16 protein-coding genes are annotated in these 18,717 nt (G+C 71.1%); 10 read left to right on the top strand and 6 right to left on the bottom strand.

Going from position 1 to position 18,717, the window contains the following annotated elements:
* Positions 1–8 precede the first annotated feature (8 nt).
* Positions 9–1,667, bottom strand: coding sequence for an alcohol dehydrogenase catalytic domain-containing protein (locus ID574_RS60020; RefSeq protein WP_223167020.1), 1,659 nt, complete (start codon positions 1,665–1,667; stop codon positions 9–11).
* 108 nt (positions 1,668–1,775) lie between these two features.
* On the opposite strand from ID574_RS60020, the gene ID574_RS24510 reads away from it, so the two are divergent.
* The 5 genes from ID574_RS24510 (at position 1,776) to rhaS (ending at position 7,566) form a co-directional block, all read left to right on the top strand.
* The gene (locus ID574_RS24510; RefSeq protein ID WP_188191278.1) at positions 1,776–2,750 is read left to right on the top strand and encodes an AraC family transcriptional regulator; all 975 of its coding nucleotides are present in this window, start codon (positions 1,776–1,778) and stop codon (positions 2,748–2,750) included.
* A gap of 162 nt (positions 2,751–2,912) precedes the next feature.
* Positions 2,913–4,409, top strand: a complete 1,497-nt coding sequence (locus ID574_RS24505) for a sugar ABC transporter ATP-binding protein (RefSeq protein WP_188191277.1) — start codon at positions 2,913–2,915, stop codon at positions 4,407–4,409.
* Positions 4,410–4,434: 25 nt separating this feature from the next.
* A complete protein-coding gene (locus tag ID574_RS24500) occupies positions 4,435–5,475 on the top strand; it encodes an ABC transporter permease (RefSeq protein ID WP_188191276.1) in 1,041 nt (346 codons plus the stop codon).
* A complete protein-coding gene (locus ID574_RS24495) occupies positions 5,465–6,490 on the top strand; it encodes an ABC transporter permease (RefSeq protein ID WP_223167019.1) in 1,026 nt (341 codons plus the stop codon). The genes ID574_RS24500 and ID574_RS24495 overlap by 11 nt, the downstream gene beginning before the upstream one ends.
* Positions 6,487–7,566, top strand: a complete 1,080-nt coding sequence (rhaS, locus tag ID574_RS24490) for a rhamnose ABC transporter substrate-binding protein (protein ID WP_223167018.1) — start codon at positions 6,487–6,489, stop codon at positions 7,564–7,566. Before ID574_RS24495 ends, rhaS begins: the two co-directional genes overlap by 4 nt.
* A 1-nt stretch (position 7,567) precedes the next feature.
* On the opposite strand, the gene ID574_RS24485 is transcribed toward rhaS, so the two are convergent.
* Together ID574_RS24485 and ID574_RS24480 are read right to left on the bottom strand one after the other, a co-directional pair.
* Positions 7,568–8,227, bottom strand: a complete 660-nt coding sequence (locus tag ID574_RS24485; protein ID WP_188191275.1) for a response regulator — start codon at positions 8,225–8,227, stop codon at positions 7,568–7,570.
* Positions 8,224–9,588 (bottom strand): sensor histidine kinase, encoded by a 1,365-nt coding sequence (locus ID574_RS24480; RefSeq protein ID WP_223167017.1) that lies wholly within the window; start codon positions 9,586–9,588, stop codon positions 8,224–8,226. The genes ID574_RS24485 and ID574_RS24480 overlap by 4 nt, the downstream gene beginning before the upstream one ends.
* 136 nt (positions 9,589–9,724) lie before the next feature.
* On the opposite strand from ID574_RS24480, the gene ID574_RS24475 reads away from it, so the two are divergent.
* The 4 genes from ID574_RS24475 to ID574_RS24460 all read left to right on the top strand — a co-directional run bounded on the left by ID574_RS24475 (position 9,725) and on the right by ID574_RS24460 (position 13,870).
* Complete coding sequence (locus ID574_RS24475) at positions 9,725–10,642, top strand: ATP-binding cassette domain-containing protein (protein ID WP_223167016.1); 918 nt, start codon at positions 9,725–9,727, stop codon at positions 10,640–10,642.
* On the top strand, positions 10,639–12,204 hold the full coding sequence (locus ID574_RS24470; protein WP_188191274.1) for an ABC transporter permease subunit: 1,566 nt from the start codon (positions 10,639–10,641) through the stop codon (positions 12,202–12,204). The genes ID574_RS24475 and ID574_RS24470 overlap by 4 nt, the downstream gene beginning before the upstream one ends.
* Positions 12,201–12,977 (top strand): ABC transporter permease, encoded by a 777-nt coding sequence (locus tag ID574_RS24465; RefSeq protein ID WP_188191273.1) that lies wholly within the window; start codon positions 12,201–12,203, stop codon positions 12,975–12,977. The genes ID574_RS24470 and ID574_RS24465 overlap by 4 nt, the downstream gene beginning before the upstream one ends.
* A gap of 83 nt (positions 12,978–13,060) precedes the next feature.
* The gene (locus ID574_RS24460; RefSeq protein WP_188191272.1) at positions 13,061–13,870 is read left to right on the top strand and encodes a F0F1 ATP synthase subunit A; all 810 of its coding nucleotides are present in this window, start codon (positions 13,061–13,063) and stop codon (positions 13,868–13,870) included.
* A 55-nt stretch (positions 13,871–13,925) separates the two neighbouring features.
* Here the strand turns inward: ID574_RS24460 and nagZ are convergent, their stop codons facing one another.
* The 3 genes from nagZ to ID574_RS24445 all read right to left on the bottom strand — a co-directional run bounded on the left by nagZ (position 13,926) and on the right by ID574_RS24445 (position 17,445).
* A complete protein-coding gene (gene nagZ / locus ID574_RS24455; RefSeq protein ID WP_223167015.1) occupies positions 13,926–15,218 on the bottom strand; it encodes a beta-N-acetylhexosaminidase in 1,293 nt (430 codons plus the stop codon).
* A 115-nt stretch (positions 15,219–15,333) separates the two neighbouring features.
* Complete coding sequence (locus ID574_RS24450; protein WP_223167014.1) at positions 15,334–16,647, bottom strand: PTS transporter subunit EIIC; 1,314 nt, start codon at positions 16,645–16,647, stop codon at positions 15,334–15,336.
* A 57-nt stretch (positions 16,648–16,704) separates the two neighbouring features.
* Positions 16,705–17,445 carry a GntR family transcriptional regulator gene (locus ID574_RS24445; RefSeq protein ID WP_223167013.1) on the bottom strand — a complete coding sequence of 247 codons (741 nt, stop codon included), beginning with the start codon at positions 17,443–17,445 and terminating at the stop codon, positions 16,705–16,707.
* Between the two features lie 128 nt (positions 17,446–17,573).
* Here ID574_RS24445 and ID574_RS24440 point away from each other — a divergent pair, with 128 nt between their 5' ends.
* Positions 17,574–18,608 carry an SIS domain-containing protein gene (locus tag ID574_RS24440; RefSeq protein WP_188191269.1) on the top strand — a complete coding sequence of 345 codons (1,035 nt, stop codon included), beginning with the start codon at positions 17,574–17,576 and terminating at the stop codon, positions 18,606–18,608.
* The last annotated feature ends 109 nt before the right edge of the window (positions 18,609–18,717 follow it).

The following is an 18,717-nucleotide window of genomic DNA, read 5'->3' as shown; positions in this document are numbered from 1 at the left end:
GTGGATCCTCAGGGATAGATGGTGATTTTTCCGCGGATGTCGCCCGACTCCGCTCGTCGGTGGATTTGGGGGAGCTCGGACAGCGGATGCGACTCCGCGACCTCGACCACGAGCTCGCCCTTGTCGATCAGAGCCGCGATCTCGGCCAGGTGCCGCGGGTCGTTGCGGGCGACGAAGTGCGTGCCGCCCTCGATCGGGGTGGCGATCGTGACGATCGACCGGGCCAGGCCGGCCAGCCCTTCTGCCGTGCCCTCCGGGATCGGGACCAGGTTCAGCAGCACGTCCATGTCGCCGGGCAGCGGGTCCGCCGTGTAGTCGACCACCTCGTCGGCGCCGAGCCGCCGCACCGCTTCGGCGCTGCGCGGGCTAGCCGTGGCGATCACGTGCGCGCCCGCCTGCTTGGCGAACTGCACCGCGAACAGGCCCACACCGCCGCCCACGCCGTTGATCAGCATGCGCTGCCCGGGAGCGATGCGGGCGTGCTCGTGGACCGCCTGCCAGGCGGTGAGCCCGGCCACGGGGACGGCTGCGGCGTCGGCGAGCGGGATGCTCTCCGGCGCCCTGGCCAGGACGTCAGCGGGCGCCACGACGTATTCGGCCGCCGCGCCGCTCACCAAGCCGAAGACCCGGTTACCGGGCGCCAGGGCGGTGGCCCCCGGGCCGGCCTCGACGACCGTGCCGGAGACGTCCCAGCCGAGCGTGTGCGGCAGGCTCGCCTGGAACACCTCGGGAAGCAGCCCGGACCGCAGGCCGACCTCCGAGGGGTTGAAGGACGTGGCGGCGACCTCGACGAGCACCTCCCCGGGGCCGGGACGGGGCGTGGGGACGTCGTCCCGCACGATCTCCGAAGCGTCGCCGAACCGGTGGATGCGTGCCGTCCGCATCATGAGCGGAAGTTCCGGGACGGCGCGGAAGTCATCCGCGTGCTCGGCCGCCCACTCCCGGAACGTGCGTGCCGGGGCCTTCGTGACCTCCTCGACGTCCGCGGTGACCGGCGGAGGGTCGGCCGCCTGCGCCCGGAAGACCTCCTCCACCACCTCGGGAGGCCAGCCCTCGGCCAGCAGGCCGGCTCGGGCGCGGTCGAGCGGGACGTCCTCCCAGCGGGCCGGGATCCCGGTCACCTCGGAGATGATCCGCACCTGGTCCGCCTGGCTGATGAGCTCGGGCCCGGTCGGCGAGTAGACCGCGCCGTGGTGCCCGTCGTCCAGCAGCGCCCGTACCGCCACGGCCGCGATGTCCCGCTCGTGCACCACCGGCGCGGCCGCGGCGCCGTACGCCCCGCGCACCACCCCCGCCCGCACCTGCCGGGCCCACCGCAGCGCGTTGGCCGCGAAGGCGTGCGGGCGCAGGAACGTCCACTCCGTCCCCGACTCCTCGATCAGCCGCTCGACCTCGCGTTCGTGGTCGCGCAGCGCGGCGGAGGACACGTAGATCACCCGCCGCACCCGCCCGGCGACCGCCTCGACCAGCGCCCACGCCCCCTCGGCCGTGGCGAACGGCCACACCAGGAACACCGCCTCCACCCCGTCCAGCGGCAGCGACCCGGGATCGGTCAACTCCCCCATGCTCCTGCTGAAGGGCACGACCTCGGCCCCAGCCTCCCGCAACAACGCCACCACGTGACGGCCGACCCTGCCGGTCGCTCCGGTGACCAGAACTCCGCTCATCAGTCACTCACTCCTTCTGTCGCAAGCAACCGTAGGAGCGAATGACGAGACGACCAATGCGCTGAAATCTGCGGTTTATACGTCATCGTCTCGCGTTAGAGTTGCGCCATGGACGTGCTCAGCGACGTGATCGCCATCATGCGCACCGGCCGGCCCCGTTCGGTTCGCGTCGAATGGCACGCCCCGTGGGGCCAGCGCTTCCCCTCCGCGCCCGGATCGGCCGGCTTCCAGGTGGTGCTGCAGGGCTCGTGCTGGCTGCTGCCGCCCGACGAGGCGCCGATCGCGTTGTCCGTGGGCGACGTGCTGTTCTTCCCCCACGGGCATGGCTACGCGCTGGCCGACAGCCCCTCCACGCCGGTGGCCGAGCCGCAGTGCGACCCGCTGGCCGAGGAGGGCATGTTCGAGTCCGCGTCAGTGGGCGGTCCGGGTGCGGCCACGGTGCTGCTGTGCGGCGGCTACCAGCTCGATCCCACCCGCGCGCACCCGGCGCTGCGCGAGCTGCCAGAGATGATCCACCTGCCGGCCCAGCTGGGTCTGCATTCGGAGCTGCGGACCGCCGTGGACCTCCTGGGCGGGGAGATCAGGCAGCCGCGTCTGGGCGCGGACACGATCGTCACGTCCCTCCTGGACATGCTCCTGCTCTACATGCTGCGGGCCTGGTACGGCGCCGATCACGGCCAGTGCCAGCTCGGCGGCTGGGCCCTGGCCCTGTCCGACCGGAGCGTCAGCGCCGCGCTCAATGCCATGCACCGCGATCCCGCACACCCGTGGACGGTGGCGGAGCTGGCCGGGCGGGCGGGGCTGTCGCGGGCCGCGTTCGCCCGCCGCTTCACCACGCTCGTCGGACAGCCTCCGCTGGCATACCTCACTTGGTGGCGGCTGGCCACCGCGGCCAGGATGCTGCGGGAGTCCGACGCGTCGCTGGGCGAGATCTCCGGGCGCGTGGGCTACGGCTCGGAGTTCGCCTTCGCCAACGCCTTCAAGCGGGAATACAAGATGGCGCCCGGCAGATACCGCCGTGACGGCTGCCCGCCCCTGCCTGCCCGCGTGGCCGGCGGCGTTGTGCGCGGTGCCCGCGGCTGACGCCCTTTCCCTGCACGGCCGTTGTTAAAACGTAACAATCAGCTCAAGCATCGGATCCATCGGAGCTGTCGCGAAATCTTCCCTTAACTGGGCATTGACGCACCGCTGCTCACTGCTCTACGTTCCATCCACCGATTAAAACGATTTTGCCGGAGTGCGGCAGTGGAGGATACTCCTGTCCTGGCTCTTTCAGGGGTCAGCAAGGCGTTCGGCGCGGTACGGGCCGTACGCGACGTCTCTCTAGAACTGTATGCGGGCGAGGTTCATGCCCTCGCCGGCGAGAACGGCGCGGGCAAATCAACGCTCGTGAAGATCCTCTCGGGCGTGCACCGACCGGACACCGGGCAGATCCTGCTGGACGGCGCGCCGGTGGAGTTCGCCGGCCCGGCCGACGCGCAGCAGGCCGGGGTCGCGGTGATCTATCAGGAGCCGACCCTGTTCCCCGACCTGTCGGTCACGGAGAACATCTTCATGGGCCGTCAGCCCCGCGCCCGGCTCGGCATCGACCGGCGGGCCATGCGAGCGAGCGCCGCCGAGTTGTTCACCCGGCTGGGCGTGCAGCTCGACCCCGACCAGCCGGCCCGTGGCCTGTCGATCGCCGACCAGCAGCTCGTGGAGATCGCCAAGGCGCTGTCGCGGCAGGCCCGGGTGCTCATCATGGACGAGCCGACCGCCGCGCTGTCGGGCAAGGAGGTCGCCCGGCTGTTCGGCGTGGCCAAGGCGCTGCGCGAGCAGGGATGTGCGCTGCTGTTCATCTCGCACCGGCTGGAGGAGATGTTCGAGCTGTGCCAGCGGGTCACGACCCTGCGGGACGGCGCCTTCGTCGCCAGTGACATGATCGCCGACATCACACCCGACGACCTCGTCCGCCGTATGGTGGGCAGGGAATTGGACGCCCTGTTCCCCAAGCAGGAGACGACCGCCGGCGAGGTGGCGCTCAGCGTGCGCAGGCTCACCCGCGAGGGCGTCTTCACCGACGTGTCATTCGAGGTGCGGCGGGGCGAGATCGTCGCGCTGGCCGGCCTCGTGGGAGCCGGGCGCAGCGAGGTCGCCAGGGCCGTGTTCGGGATCGACCGGTGGGACGCCGGCAGCGTCGAGGTGGACGGGAAGCGGCTGCGGCCCGCCAGCCCCACGGCGGCGATGGCGGCGGGCCTGGCGCTGGTGCCCGAGGACCGGCGCCAGCAGGGGCTCGTCATGGACCTGTCGATCGAGCGCAACATAGGCCTGGCCGGACTGGCCGCCCTGCACAGGGGTCCGCTGATCTCGCGGCTCGCCGAGCGGCAGCGGGCCAAGGACTGGGCGGTGCGGCTGCAGCTGAAGTTCGCCCGGCTGACCGACCCGGTGAACGTGCTGTCCGGCGGCAACCAGCAGAAGGTCGTGCTGGCCAAGTGGCTGGCGCGCAAGCCGTCGGTGATCATCGTGGACGAGCCCACCCGGGGCATCGACGTGGGCACGAAGGCCGAGGTGCACCGGCTGCTGTCGGAGCTGGCCGGAACCGGGGTGGCGGTGCTGATGATCTCGTCGGAGCTGCCCGAGGTTCTCGGCATGGCGGACCGGGTGCTGGTCATGCACGAAGGACGGCTCGTCGCCGAGATCGACCGCGCGGACGCCACCGAGGAGAGCGTGATGGCCGCCGCGACCGGGAGGACCGCGGCATGACCACCATGGAAAGGAGGGGTGTCGCATGACCGCCACCGCAACCCGGCCCGAGCGCATCACGCGCAACGGCGGCCGGCGGCTCGTCGACCTGGTCGCGCGGGTGCGGGAGCTGGGCATCCTGGCCGCGCTCGCCGCCCTGTTCGGCGTCACGGGCGCGGTGAACCCGAGCTTCCTGACCTACGGGAGCCTGCGCGACATCCTGCTCAACACCGCCATCGTGGCCATGCTGGCCGTCGGCCAGACACTCGTCGTGATCACCCGGAACGTCGACCTGTCGGTCAGCTCCGTGGTCGGTCTGTCGGCGTTCGGGGGCGCGCTCGTCCTCGCCGACAACCCCGGCGTGCCGATCCCCCTCGTGATCGCCGGGTGCGTGGCGCTCGGCGCGGCCTGCGGGGCGGTCAACGGGCTGCTCGTCGGGGCGGCCAAGGTGCCCGCCCTGGTGGCCACGCTCGGCACCCTGTACGCCTTCCGCGGCATCGACTACGCCGTGGCGGGCGGACGCCAGGTGAACGCGGCCGACATGCCCGACGGCTTCCTGTCCCTGGGCACGCGCTCGGTGCTCGGCGTGCCGCTGCTCGCCCTGGTCGCCCTGGCCGTGCTGCTGGTCGTCGGCTGGATGCTGCGCAACCTGCGCTCCGGCCGCGAGTTGTACGCCATCGGCTCCAACCCCGAGGCCGCGGTGCTGGCCGGGATCCAGGTACGGCGTCGCATCATGGCGGCGTTCGTCGCCAACGGGGCGCTGGCGGGACTGGCCGGGGTCATGTGGGCGGCCCGCTTCGGCACCGTGGACGCCACCGTGGCCACCGGCAAGGAACTCGACGTGATCGCCGCCGTCGTGGTCGGCGGCGTCGCGATCTTCGGCGGCAGCGGCACCGTGTACGGGGCCGCGCTAGGGGCGCTGCTGCTGGCGAGCATCACGAGTGCGCTGGCCGTGCTCCGCGTGGACGCGCTCGCCCAGACCGCCATCAACGGCGCCCTGCTGATCGCCGCCATCGTCCTCGACCGGCTGCTCGCCCTGCGCGTGGCCGCCGCACTCCGCCGCCGGAGGTTCCACGATGACAACTGACCGGCTCCGCCAGTCGATGACAACTGACCGGCTCCGCCAGTCGGTGACAACTGACCTGCTCCGCCGGTGGGAGACGCTCATCCTCGCGCTGCTCGTCGGCGTCGTCGTCTGGGCGTCTCTGGGCGTGGACGGGTTCGCCAACGGCTCCAACATCTCGTTCCTGCTGCTCGACACGACCGAAATAGCCCTCATGGCCCTGACCATGACGCTGGTCATCGTGGCCGCCGAGATCGACCTGTCCGTGGCCTCGACGCTGGGGCTGTCCTGCGCGGTGCTCGGCTGGCTGTGGAACGCCGGGCTGCCGATCGAGGCGATCATGCCGATCTGCCTGCTGGTCGGCGCGGTGTGCGGCGCGTTCAACGGCCTGCTCGTCACCCGCCTCGGCCTCCCGTCCCTGGCGGTGACGATCGGCACGTTCGCGCTGTTCCGCGGCCTGGCGTACGTGATCCTCGGCGACCAGGCCGTGGCCGACCTGCCGCCCGCCTACACCGGCCTGGCGACGGCCTCGGTCGGCCCGGTGCCGCTGATGACGGTGCTGGTCGCGGTGCTGGCGGCGCTGGCGGCCGTGGTGCTGCACGCCACGGGCCTCGGCCGGTCGATCTTCGCGCTCGGCTCCAATGAGGAGGCCGCGTACTTCTCCGGCATCCGGGTCAAGCGCATCAAGTTCTGGCTCTTCGTGGCCTCCGGGGTCATGGCCTCGCTGGCGTCGCTGGTCTACACGTTCAGGTACGCCAGCGCCCGCGCCGACAACGGCGTCGGCTTGGAGCTGGCCGTGGTGGCCGCCGTGCTGCTCGGCGGGGTGTCGATCTTCGGCGGCCGCGGCACCCTGCCCGGGGTCCTGATGGCGGTGCTCCTCCTCGGCGTCGTACGCAACGCGCTGATCCTGGCGGACGTGGCCAACGAGGTCCTCAACTTCGTGACGGGCCTGCTGCTCGTCGCGTCCGTGCTGGCGCCGAATTTGGGGGCGATCTGGCGACGGCGCACATCACCACAAATGGAAGGGAAGTCCCCATGATGAAAATGCGTCACACGGCGCTTCTGGCCGGGCTCGTGCTGATGACCGCCGCATGCGGCGGCGGCACCACGCGGAGCGACGTGCAGCAACAGCAGTCGTCCGCCCCGGCCGCCACGGCCGCGTCGTCGGCCGCGGCCAACCCGAACGCCCCGCTCAAGCAGGGATTGAAGATTGCTTTCCTGCCCAAGCAGGTCAACAACCCCTATTTCACGATCGCTGACAATGGCGGTATCGAGGCCGCCAAGGAGTTCGGCGGCGAGGGCAAGGAGGTCGGCCCGTCCGACGCCAACGCCTCCTCCCAGGTGTCCTACATCAACACGCTGATCCAGCAGAAGCAGGACGCCATCGTCATCTCCGCCAACGACCCGAACGCCGTCGTGCCCGCGCTCAAGCAGGCGAGGGCCGCCGGGATCAAGGTCGTCAGCTACGACTCCGACACCGCCCCCGACGGCCGGGACATCTTCGTGAACCAGGCCAGCGCCGAGGACCTCGGCCGTACGGAGGTGCAGCTCCTGGCCGAGCAGATCGGCCACAAGGGCAAGATCGCCATCCTGTCCGCCACACCGAACGCGACCAACCAGAACACCTGGATCGAGTTCATGAAGGACGAGCTCAAGAAGCCCGAGTACAAGGACATGGAGCTGGTCAAGGTCGCCTACGGCAACGACGACGACCAGAAGTCCTTCACCGAGACCCAGGGCCTGCTGCGCTCGTACCCGGACCTGGCGGGCATCATCTCGCCGACGACCGTGGGCATCGCCGCGGCGGCCCGCTACCTGTCGGACTCGCCGTACAAGGGCAAGGTCAAGCTGACCGGCCTCGGCACCCCGAACCAGCTGCGCAAGTTCGTCAAGGACGGCACGATCGACGCGTTCGAGCTGTGGAACCCGGCCGACCTGGGCTACCTGTCCGCGTACGCGGCCGCCGCCCTGGCCTCGGGACAGATCACCGGCGCCGAGGGCGAGAAGTTCAAGGCCGGCAAGCTCGGCGAGTACACCGTGGGGGCCAAGGGCGAGGTGCTGCTCGGCAAGCCGACCGTGTTCAACAAGGACAACATTGACGACTTCGACTTCTAGTTCATGACCGGCTGCGCGGCACGACCAGGCCCGTCTCGTACGCGGCGACCACGGCCTGCGTCCTGTCGCGCAGCCGCAACTTGTTCAGCACCCGGCTCACGTGGGTCTTGACGGTCTCCTCCGTCACCACGAGCCGGGCCGCGATCTCGGGATTGGACAACCCCTCGGCGACCAGGCGGAGCACCTGGGTCTCGCGCGGGGTGAGCGTGGACAGGGCGGCCACGGGCGCGTCGGACCGCGGGCCCAGGCGGGCGAACTCCCTGATGAGGCGCCGGGTGACGGCCGGGGCCAGCAGCGCCTCACCGGCCGCGATCACGCGTACGGCGTCGAAGAGCCGCTCGGCGGTGACGTCCTTGAGCAGGAAGCCGCTGGCCCCGGCGCGCAGCGCGTCGTAGACGTACTCGTCCAGGTCGAACGTGGTCAGGATGAGCACCCGTGGCCCGCCCGGCCCGGCCAGCTCCCTGGTGGCCTCGATGCCGCCCATGCCGGGCATGCGCACGTCCATGAGCACGACGTCGGGGGCCAGCTCGCGGCAGATCCGCACCGCCTCGGCCCCGTCGGCGGCCGTCCCGGCGACCTCGATGTCGGGCTGGGTGTCGAGCAGCTCGGCGAACCCCGTGCGGACCACCAGATGATCGTCGGCGATGACGACGCGGATCATGCGGTGTCGGTGTCCTTTCCGGGTAACCGGGCCTCGACGAGGAAGCCGCCGCCCGGCGCGGGGCCGGTGCGCAGCTCGCCGCCGACGGCCGCGGCACGCTCGCGCATGCCGGACAGGCCGTGCCCGGCCGTCTCCTCGGCGGCCGGCCCTGGCCCGTTGTCGCGCACGGCCAGCCGCAGGGCGTCGTCAGTGTAGTGCAGCTCCACGTCCACGGCCGCCCCGGGCGCGTGCCGCCGCGCGTTGGTGAGCGCCTCCTGGATGATCCGGTACGCCGCCAGCTCCACCCCCGGGTCGAGCTCGACCGGGGCGCCGCGCAGGATGAGCCGGGTGCTGCTGCCGGAGGCCTCCCGGGACTCGTCGAGCAGCTCGTTGAGCTCGTGCAGGCGCAGGCCGGGCTGCGGCCGCCAGGTCGCCTCCGCCTCGGCGTCCTCGCGCAGCACGCCGAGCAGGCGGCGCATCTCGGTCAGCGCCGCCCTGGCGGTGTCGCCGATGGCCAGCAACCGTTCCGCGCCCGCGGCGGGCATCCCGGGGACGGCCAGCCGGGCGGTCTCGGCCTGCACGGCGACCATGGAGATGTGGTGGGCGACGACGTCGTGGAGCTCGCGGGCGATGCGGGCGCGTTCGCCGCGGGCGACATGCTCCAGCAGGCTGTCCGCGACGACCTGCCGCGCGGCGGTGTCCGCCAGGGCCTTGCCTCGGGCCCTGCGGGCGATCCCGGCGAGCGCGGCGGCGGGGGCCAGGCAGGCCGGCAGCACCGTGAGCAGGCGCAACTTCCCGTCCGGCCAGCCGGCCGACTCGAGCACCGCGGCGACCACCGGGAACGGCACGGTCATGAGCACGGCCGGGATCGGCGATCCGTGGCGGCCGCACCGGTAGGAGGCGATCAGCTGCGCGGCCACGCCGGCCGCGGTCAGCGTGTGGAACGCCGCGATCGACAGCACGCCAGCCGCGCTGACCAGGACCGCGGCCACCAGCGGCTGCGCCCAGAGCAGGGGCAGAGGGAGCGTGGTGGCCAGGGCCAGCAGGGGGAAGACCATGGCGTAGAACGGCCCGTCGGTGGCTCCCGGCACCGGCCCGTCAGTGGGAAGCGGCATGGGCCCGCCGGTGGCGGCGGCCGACCCCGGCCCGTGTGTGGCGGCAGTCCCCGGCGGGCCTTCGGCTTGCCCGGCTGGATCGCCCGCCGGTGCACTCACGCTCTCCCCCAGGAACGGCTGCGTCGCGCTGGCTCCCTGAAGGACCGACTCGGCCACGGCGACCAGCGCCAGCAGCAGCCCGGCCGCGAGGGGCGCGTACCGGGCCGCCTGCGGAAAACTGGCCGCGCCCCGGCGCCACCACCCGCCCCCGTCTCCCACTCGCTGCACGAAAGCCATTGTCACGGCCCATGCGGCGTTCTGGCATCCCTCGTGTGAGGGACCCGCCGTAGCTGCCGCCAGTGACGGCGGAGATCGCTCCGCCGCGTGACGACCTCCGCGGCGCCCGCTGCCTAGTCTGCCTGGCGTGGAAGCAACCATCGAAGTCACCGGACTGCGCAAGCGGTTCGGAGAAACCCTGGCACTGGACGGGATGTCGTTCACGGTGCGGCCCGGCCAGGTCACCGGGTTCGTGGGGCCGAACGGAGCGGGCAAGTCCACCACGATGCGGGTGGTGCTCGGCCTGGACGCGGCCGACGAGGGCCAGGCGCTGATCGGCGGGCAGCCGTACGCGAGCCTGCGCACCCCCCTGCGCCACGTCGGCGCCCTGCTGGACGCCGGCGCGCTGCAGCCGAGCCGCACCGCGCGCAACCACCTGCTGTGGCTCGCCCACTCGCAAGGGCTCGGCTCCCGCCGCGTGGACGAGGTCCTGGAGCTGGTCGGGCTCCGGTCGGCGGCGAAGCGCAAGGCCGGCGGGTTCTCCCTGGGGATGCGCCGGCGGCTCGGGATCGCCGCGGCGCTGCTCGGCGACCCGCCGGTGCTCATGCTGGACGAGCCGTTCAACGGCCTCGACCCCGAGGGCATCGTGTGGATCCGCGGTTTCCTGCGGTCGCTGGCCGCCGAGGGGCGGGCCGTGCTGGTGTCCAGCCACCTGATGAGCGAGCTCCAGGACACCGCCGGCCATCTCGTGGTGGTGGGCCGGGGCCGCGTGGTGGCGGACGCCGGCGTGGCCGAGCTGATCGCGGCCGCATCCAACGGCCGGGTGACGCTGCGTACGCCGGCGCGGCCGGAGGCCATGCGGGTGCTGGCCTCCGCGGGCGCCACCGTGACCGTCACCGACCGGGACACGCTCACCGTCTCCGGACTGGCCGCTGAGCACATCGTGGGTCTGCTGAGCGGCCAGGTGATCCCGTTCTCCGAGGTGGCCGCGCACCGCGCGACGCTGGAGGAGGCGTACCTGGAGCTCACCAGGGACGCGGTGGAGTTCCGGGGGACGCCGCGATGACGCCCTATCGTTCGCAGGCACCTGCCGGGCGCGACGGCTTCGCGCAACTGCTGCACGCGGAGTGGACGAAACTCCGCACGGTACGCGGCTGGATGATCGGGACGGCGCTCGCGGCGCTACTGATCGCCGGGCTCGGGACACTGACCGCGAGCGGCAGCTACTCCTCCTGCATGAAGGGTTCGGCCGAGGTCCCCTGCCCCGCTCCTGTCCTCGGGCCCGGTGGCGAGGCCGTGAGGGACCGGTTCTACTTCGTGCACCAGCCCCTGAACGGGGACGGCACCATCACCGTACGGGTGAGCTCCATGACCGGCCAGATCCGCAAGCCCGATGTCACCCCTGGAGTGAGAAACGTCGTAAGCGGCGTCGTGCCCTGGGCGAAGGCCGGCGTCATGATCAAGAAGAGCACCAGGCAGGGCGACCCCTACGCGGCCGTGATGGTCACCGGCAGCCACGGCACGCGCATGCAGCACAACTTCACCGAGGACGTGGCCGGCCGCCCGGGCGGTGTCTCACCGCAGTCGCCGCGCTGGCTGCGGCTGACCCGTCTCGGTGACACGATCACCGGTTCGGAGTCGCCTGATGGAAGGCAGTGGATCGAGGTCGGCACGGCCCGCCTCGACGGGCTGCCCGCTCAGGTGCGCATCGGGCTTTTCGCCGCCTCCCCCGGCGATGTGACAGTGTCGTCGAACACACTCGGCGGGACCACGTCGGCGTCGCGCTTCACAGAGGCCACCGCCGTCATGGACCAGGTCAGCGTGCGCGGCGCGGGAACCGGCGGCACGTGGAAGATCGACGACATCGGAGTCACGACGGGGCTCGACGGCGTGACGCCCCATCACCCGGGCAGGTTGGCCCGATCCGGCGACACCTTCACCGTCACCGGCGTCGGCGACATCGCACCGGTGACGGAGGAGGGCGGCATCGAGCGTACGCTCACCGGCGCGATGGTCGCGCTGATCGCCGTGATCGTCGTGGCCGTGCTGTTCGTGACCGCCGAGTACCGGCGGCAGCTGATCCGCACCACGCTGCTGGCCGCCCCACGGCGCGGCCGGGTGCTGGCGGCCAAGGCCGTGGTGATCGGCGCGGTCACCTTCGTCGCCGCGCTGGCCGCCGCCGCGGTCACCCTCCCTGTCGCGAGACGGATCTACCAGGGCAACGGCATCTACTTCCTCCCGGTCGGCACACTGACCGAGCTGCGCGTGATCGTCGGGGTCGCGGCGGTGCTGGCCGTGTCCGCCGTGCTCGCCCTCGCGCTGGGCGTGCTGTTCCGGCGCAGCGCCATGGCGGTCATCGCGGCCATCGTGGCGGTCCTGGTCCCGTACGTGCTGGCGACCGCGTCTCTCCTGCCGGAGTCCGTGTCCGACTGGCTGCTGCGGATCACGCCCGCCGCCGGATTCGCCATCCAGCAGAGCGTCACCGAATACCCGCAGGTGATCTCCCACTACGCGCCGGTGGCCGGCTACTACCCGCTGCCGCCGTGGGCCGGATTCGCCGTGCTGTGCGGGTACGCGGCGCTGGCCCTCGCCCTGGCCGCGCGCCGGCTGCGCAGGAGCGACGTATGAAGCGGGAGCTGCACGCCGAGTGGACGAAGCTGCGAACCATGCCGGGGCCCGGCTGGCTCCTCGCCGGGGTGATCGTGCTCACCGTGGCCCTCAGCGCCGTGGCGGCCACGGTCGTCACCTGCGGGTCGCCCGGCTGCGGCCAGGACTCCACCCGGATCGGCCTCATGGGCGTGCAACTCGGCCAGGCCATGGTGGCCCTGCTGGCCGTCCTGACGATCTGCGGCGAGTACAGCACCGGCCTGATCCGCACCAGCCTCACCGCGATGCCGCGCCGGACCACTCTGCTGGCCGCCAAGGCAGGTGTGCTCACGGGCCTGACGCTGGCCGCGGGGACGGCGGCGGTGCTCGGGTCCGTGGTGGCGGGCCGGCTGCTGCTGCCCGCCAGCGGCTTCACTCCGGCGCACGGCTACGCGCCGCTGTCCCTGGCCGACGGCCCGACGCTGCGGGCCGCGATCGGCTCGGTGCTCTATCTCGGGCTGATCGCCCTGTTCAGCGCGGGGATCGCCGTCGCCGTACGGGACTCCGCGGCCGCCACCGGCATCGTGCTCGGCCTGCTCTACCTGTTCCCCCTCGTCATCCGCATGTTCGGCGACGAGGACACGCAGCGCTTCCTCTGGAGCCTCTCCCCCGCGAACGCCGGCCTCATGATCCAGGCCACCACCGACGCCGCCGTCCTGCCCCTCACCCCATGGGCGGGCTTGGGCGTGCTCGCCGCGTGGACGGCCGCGGCCCTGCTCCTCGGCGGCCTCCTCCTGCGCCGGCGCGACGCCTGACCGGATACCACCAATAGGATCCGACCAATTCGGTCGTTAGGGTGATCTTCCAGCGCAAAGGACGCTACCCAGAAGGGACCGCCGTGCGGACGACGATCCTGATCACCTCCACCGGCCCGAACGCCTCCCCCGAATGGAAAGCCCCGGGTCTCGACCTCTTCCAGTTCGACGCGATCATCTCCGGCGGACCCGCGTGGTTCACCAAACCGGTGCTGATCGCCCTGCTCAGCTCGGTCATCATCATGGCCGTGTGCTGGGCCGCGTTCGCCAGGCCGAAGCTCGTGCCACGGGGCTGGCAGAACATCGGCGAGTACGCCTACATGTTCGTACGCGACCAGATCGCCCGGCCCGCCCTCGGCAAGGACGCCGACCGATGGATGGGCCTGCTCCTGACCATCTTCCTGACCGTCCTGGTGTGGAACCTGATGGGCATCGTCCCGCTCATCCAGTTCCCCGTCGCCGCCCACATCGCCTTCCCCATAGTGCTGGCGCTCAGCGTGTACGGCATCAAGGTCTACCTCGGCGTCCGGCACCACGGCGTACGCGGGTACCTGAGGGGCATCGTGCACCTGCCGGGCCTGCCCGGCTGGGCCTACGGGCTCTACGCCCCGATGATCCTGGCCGAGGTGTTCATCACCTCGCTGTTCACCCATTTCATCCGGCTGTTCGCGAACATGTTCGCCGGCCACATCATCGTCGCCTTCTTCAGCTCGGTGGGTTTCTGGTTCCTGTTCGAGCAGGTCACCCCACTCGGCGTGGGGCTGGGCATCCTGGGCGTGGTGATGACGATCGTCATGACCGCACTGGAGATCCTCATTCAGTTCCTGCAGGCCTTCCTCTTCGCCGTTCTCGCCTCGATGTTCATCGCCAGCGGACTGCACGGCGAGCACTGACACGTCCTGGGGAGGCGGCCCGGAAACATGGCGTCCGCTCGGACAGGTGCGGGCGTCAGCGTGCGGCACGCAGAACAGCGGCGGCCAGCTTGCGGTGTTCGGCGGAGCGCAGCACGTCGGCCGCCTCCTCCGCCGACGCGACGGGCGCCTTGGTCAGCAGGCCCCTCGCCTGTTTGAGCTCGAGCAGCCGGGTGACCGACTCGTCGAGGCGCTCCTGACTGATCCGGCCCGACTTCACCGCCGCCAGCACCGCCTGGTAGGCCTTGGGCAGGTTGTTCGGCATGAGCAGCAGATCCGCGCCGGCCAGCACGGCCCGCACCGCGATCTCACCGTCGTTGTACTTCTGCCGCACACCCGCCATGTTGAGGGCGTCAGTGGAGATCACGCCCTTGAAGCCGAGCTTCTGCCGGAGCAGGCCGGTCAGGATGGGCTTGGACAGCGTCGCGGGGTCGCCCGACGGGTCGAGCTTGGGGAAGACGATGTGGGCGCTCATCACGGCGTCCACCCCGGCGTCGATCGCGGCCTTGAACGGCGGCGCGTCGATCTGCTCCCACTCGGCCTTCGTGTGCTTGATCACGGGCAGGCCGGTGTGGCTGTCGACGGTCGTGTCGCCGTGCCCGGGGAAGTGTTTGGCGGTGGCGGCCACCTTCGCGTCGGCGAAGCCCTTGACCGCCGCGGAGACCATCGTGGCCACCCGCTCCGGGTCCTTGCCGAACGCCCGCGGGCCGATGACGGGGTTTCTCGGGTTGACGTTGACGTCGGCGACCGGGGCGAAGTCCAGGTTGACGCCGAGGGCGCGCAGCTCCACGCCGGTCGCCTTGGCCACGGCGCGCGACATGTCCGGATTTTTCGTGGCCCCGATCTGCGACGCCCCGGGGAAGTCGGTCATGAGCGCGGACATCCGCGCCACCAGACCGTTTTCCTGGTCGGTGCCGATCAGCAGCGGGACCCCCTTCGACGCCTGCTGGAGGCCGTTGGTCAGGCCGACGACCTGGCCGACACTCTTGATGTTGTGCGGGAAGAGGATCACGCCGCCCAGGTGGTATTTCGCGATCACCTTGGCCGGGGTCTGGGCGGAGTATCTCGCCTGGTTCTCGCCCGAGACGGTGTCGGCCGACGTGCCGTAGAGGACGGGCATGAGCAGCTGGCCGACCTTTTCCTCGACGCTCATCTTCGACAGCACGCGCTCGACGGGGTCGGGCTGGGCCTGCGCCAGGGACGGGCTCGGCGCGGGCGGCGTGGTCTTGGCGGGCGGCGCGGCCTTGCCCCCGCTCGGGGTGGCGCCCGCCGGCCCGCCGCCACCGCCGCACGCCGCCAGAGTGATCACCAGGAGGCCTGCCGTACCCATCCGTCGAAGCATGCATCCAAAGGTATCCAGCCGACGACGCCCGCGAGTTCCCCTCTTTGAGAGGTAGAGGGGCCGTATCGGCGGCTCCATAGTGGCTGACCTGCGGCAAACGGCGTCAGGTCTCGCCGGAGTCGACGTCGGGTTCCGGTTCGCGGCCCGGGGTCATGATGTTGAGCCGGCGGATCAGGAACCTGAACACCACGTAGTAGACGACGCCGTAGATCACGCCCAGCAGCAGGATGCCTGGGAGGTTTTCCGTGTTCGACTTGCTGGCGTTCAGCACCAGGTCGAGCAGCCCGGCCGAGAACCCGAAGCCGAGCTGGCCGCCGATCAGCGTGGTCAGCGCCATGGCCAGGCCGGTCAGGAGCGCGTGGACGGCCAGCAGCAGCGGGGCCACGAAGATGAACGCGAACTCGATCGGCTCGGTGATCCCGGTGACGAACGACGCCAGCGCCGCCGACAGCATGATGCCGCCCACCGCGGCACGCCGGTGCTTGGGCGCCGCCTGCCACATGGCCAGGGCGGCGGCGGGCAGGGCGAACATCATGATCGGGAAGAAGCCGGCCATGAACTGACCGGAGTGCGGCGCGCCGCCGAAGTAGCAGTTCCAGTCGCCGCCGAGCACCTGGCCGCCCACCTCGCACTGCGGCACGACGTACCAGACGACCGAGTTGACGAAGTGGTGCAGGCCGAGGGGGATGAGCAGACGGTTGATCACGCCGTAGATGCCGGTGCCGATGGGGCCGATCGCGGTGAGGGCCTCGCCGGCCTGGCGGATCCACTCCCCGAGCACCGGCCAGAGCCAGCCGAAGAGCACGCCGATGAGCAGCGCCGCGATGGAGGTGATGATCGGCACGAACCTGCGCCCGCCGAAGAACGCCAGCCAGGACGGCAGCTTGATCCGGTGGAAGCGCTGCCAGAGGAGGGCGGTGACCAGGCCCATCACGATGCCGCCGAGCACCTTGGTGGGGTTCTGCATGCCGTAGTCGATGATCTCTTTGATGCCCTGGTCCTGGACCTCCCTGATCAGGACGGTGTCCCTGATGCCGGAGCCGAAGAACATGACCTTGGTGACGCGGTCGAAGACGAGATAGCCGACCACGGCGGCGAGCGCGGTGGATCCGTCGGACTTGCGCGCGAAGCCGATCGCCACCCCCACGGCGAACAACATCGGCAGGTTCTCGAACAGCGCCGCGCCGGCCGCGGCCAGCACCTCGGCGACCTGGTTCATCCAGGCGAGGCCCGCCACGTCGGCCAGCCCGCCCGGCTCGGCGCCGTTGGAGCCGAGCATGTCGGGCTGCCCGAAGCGCAGCAGCAGGGCGGCCGCGGGCAGGGCGGCGATGGGCAGCATCAGGGAGCGGCCCAGCCGCTGGAGCACGGTCATGACACGCGCGAACGGCGAGGGCCGGGCGGCGGCGGTCTCGTTCACCGGGCGTTCCTCCGGGGGGTGGGAACGCCGGGGCAGCGCCCCGGCGGGGTAAGGCCCTCAGCCCCGTCTTACGGGCATTTCGAGAATGGTGCGCAACTGGTAGCGGTCGGCGCGGTAGGTGGACACGCCCAGCTCCGCGCAGACGCCGCCGGAGAAGGACCGGCGCTGCAGCAACAGTACGGCGCCGCCGCGCGGCAGCTTCAGCAGGTCGGCGTCGCTGGGGTCGGCGATGCCGCCGTCGATGGTGAGCTCGCCGGCGTCCATGACGAGGCCGTAGCGGCTCTCCAACAGCTCATACAGCGATTTGTCGGACAAATCATGAGAAGCCAGGTCAGGCGCGAGCTTGACCGGGATGTGCGCCCGCTCGATGGACAGCGGCTCTCCATCGGCCGTACGCAGGCGCTCGATGAAATGCACCTCCTCGCCCGGCTGGATCCCCAGCTCCTTGGCCAGGTGGGCGCTGGCGCGGACGACCCGCCTGTCGAGGTCGCGCGAGCCCGGGATCATGCCGCGGGCCCTCATGTCGTCGGTGAACGACGTCAGCTGCAGCGCCAGCTCGATCTTCGGCCTGGCCACGAACGTGCCCTTGCCCGGCACGCGGTGCAGGCGACCCTCGGACACGAGGTGGTCGACGGCCTGCCGGACGGTCATCCTCGACAGCCCGAAACGCTGGCACAGCTCGCGTTCGGACGGGATGGCGGCGCCGATGCTGAGCTCGTCGCTGTCGATGAGGTCCAGCAGGATCTCGCGCAGCTGGAAGTATTTGGGCACCGGACTGTCCGGATCGATGTGCGCCACGGATCCTCCCCTCGTATCCCACATGGGCAATGAGCTATGGTTCGTACTGGTCTAGTCCGGACTAGACCACCATATGTCGCGAAACACGGTCAAGTCCGAGCCGCACTGATGTGAGGGATGAGCCCACGATGACCACGAAGATGCGCAGCGAGATCGCCGAGCAGCCGGCCGCGCTGCGGGCCACACTGGACTCTCTGCTCCCCAGGGTCGGCGAGGTGAGGGCGGTCGGCGAGCGCACCCGCCAGCTGCTGTTCATCGCGCGTGGCACCTCCGACAACGCAGCAGTGTACGGCCGCTACCTGGTCGAATCACACGCGGGCAGGCTGGCGGCGCTGGCTGCCCCGTCGATCGCGACCACGTACAAGCGCAAGCTCGACCTGGACGGTGTGCTCGCTGTCGCGATCTCGCAGTCGGGACGCACTGAGGAGATCGTCGAGACCCTGGCGTGGGCGAAGGACTGCGGGGCCGCGACCGTCGGCATCACCAACGGCGGCGAGGAGAGCCCGCTGGCGCAGGCAGCCGACGTGGCACTGTGCACGGTGGCCGGGGAGGAGAAGGCGGTTCCGGCGACCAAGACGTACACGACGCAGCTGGCCGCGCTGGCGGTGCTGGCGCTCGGCCTGGGGGCCGACGTGGACGTGGCCGAGCTGCGGCGGGTGCCCGAGGCGGTGGAGAAGCTGATCACCGAGCCCGGCGACGTGGAAGCCGTGGTGGAGGGGCTTCTCGACAAGCCGGGCGTGGTCGTGTCCGGGCGCGGGCTGGCGTTCTCGACGGCGCTGGAGACGGCACTCAAGCTCAAGGAGGCCTGCTACCTGCACGCCATGGGCCTGTCGTACGCCGACCTGCTGCACGGCCCCATCGCCGTGGTCGACGCCGACACCCCGGCGCTGTTGGTCGCCGCGGAGAACAGCCCGACGCTGCCCGGCACGGTCGCCCTGGCCGAGCGGGTCGTCGCGGCGGGCGCGGCGGCGTACACGATCGGCGGCGGCCACGCGCTCGCCCAGGCGGGCACGGCCGCCCTCAACGGTCCCGACCTGCCCGAATGGGTGGCGCCCATGGGCTTGATCGTCCCTGGACAGCTGCTCACCGAGGCGCTGGCCCGCCGGCTCGGCATCGACCCCGACGCGCCGCGCGGCCTGAACAAGGTCACCCAGACCGACTGATCAGCGTCCCTGAACGGGGGACGACACCCCCGTGTGGCCTGGGCACGGGGCTGTTCACGAGAAGTAACCATACGATTACCCGGGTCGCGTGCCGGTCGGTAGCCTGGGT

Source organism: Nonomuraea sp. SYSU D8015, from assembly GCF_008065375.1.
Taxonomy (GTDB): domain Bacteria; phylum Actinomycetota; class Actinomycetes; order Streptosporangiales; family Streptosporangiaceae; genus Nonomuraea.
The sequence above is the reverse complement of the archived record's forward strand: the minus strand, read 5'-3'. Positions and strand labels throughout refer to the sequence as shown.